This window comes from Martelella mediterranea, from assembly GCF_004342225.1.
In the GTDB taxonomy this organism is placed as follows: Bacteria; Pseudomonadota; Alphaproteobacteria; order Rhizobiales; family Rhizobiaceae; genus Martelella; species Martelella mediterranea_B.
The window spans coordinates 1-1,251 of sequence record NZ_SMAR01000101.1; the positions used below are offsets into that span (position 1 = coordinate 1).

Sequence of the window (1,251 nt, forward strand, 5' to 3'; positions counted from 1 at the left end):
TGACCTGCCCCCCTTGCGTCCCTCGTTCAATTCGAGAGTCTGCGGTGTCGTGATTGGTAGTTTGGTTGGTCTGCTTGGGCAAGGGTCTGTGTGGCGCCCACATCAAGCTCTTCCATTTCTCTCCGCACTTCGTTCGGCGTTTTATTGTCCAGCGATGAGTGCGGCCTGACGTTGTTGTAATCATATCGCCACAGGGCCAGTTTTCGGCGCGCTTCCTCCAGCGTGTCGAACACCTCTTCATTCAACAGCTCATCGCGCAAGCTGCCATTGAAGCTTTCGATAAAGGCGTTCTGCTGTGGCTTTCCCGGGTCGATATAGTGCCAGGGAATGGAGCGCTTGTCGGCCCACTGCAAAATGGCCCGGCTGGTGAACTCCGTCCCATTATCGCTGACAATGCAGGCCGGTTTTCCATAAAGACGAACCAGTGCATCAAGCTCCCGGGCGACGCGTGCGCCAGAGATGCTGGTATCGGCAACCAGGCACAGGTTTTCCCGGCAGCAATCATCAATCACCGCCAGAACGCGGAACTTGCGGGACGCGCCGAAGCTGTCTGACAGGAAATCGAGTGACCAGCGGGCATTGGGATGAGCGGCCTGCGGCATCGGCGAACGAGATCCACGGGCCCGTTTCCGTCCACGTCGGCGTCTCACGGACAGCCCCTCTTCGCGATAGAGCCGATAAAGCTTCTTGTGATTCATGATCATACCCTTGCGCTCAAGTAGGACGCCGATCCGGCGATAACCAAAGCGACGACGAACATCGGCGATATCCTTCATCTCCTTGCGGATTTCCGGGCAGTCCGGCGGGCGTTGTCGCCGGACGGTCTTCGGGTCGACACTGACAAGCCTGCAGGCGCGGCGTTGCGAGATGTCGTGATCTCGCATCGCACGCAGCGCTGCATCTCGCCGCTTGCTCAATGTCGTCAGTTGTTTCCCAGGAGGTCCTTCAGCACGACATTGTCGAGCATCGTGTCAGCCAGTAGCCGCTTGAGCTTGGCGTTCTCGTCTTCCAAAGCCTTGAGCCGGGCGGCCTCGGAAACATCCATGCCACCATATTTGGCCTTGAATTTGTAAAAACTTGCGGGGCTGAGGCCGTGCTTGCGGCAAACCTCGGACGTCGGAAGACCGGCTTCCTGTTCCTTGATCATCCCAATAATCTGCGCCTCGGTAAAACGGCTCTTTCGCATAAATCTGCTCCATATAAATGAGCAAACTCTACATCAAAACGCGGGACCATGCGGGGGGCAGGTCA

The 1,251-nt window shown here is 57.3% G+C and carries 1 protein-coding gene; it reads right to left on the reverse strand.

All coding sequences use genetic code 11. The annotated features are described in order from the left end of the window. Positions 1-26: 26 nt before the first annotated feature. Positions 27-1,186 (reverse strand): IS3 family transposase gene (locus EDC90_RS20760; protein ID WP_132314401.1). Its coding sequence is split into 2 segments (ribosomal slippage): positions 27-937 and positions 937-1,186, totalling 1,161 coding nucleotides; the frame shifts between segments, so codons are not numbered across the junction. Between the last annotated feature and the right edge of the window lie 65 nt (positions 1,187-1,251).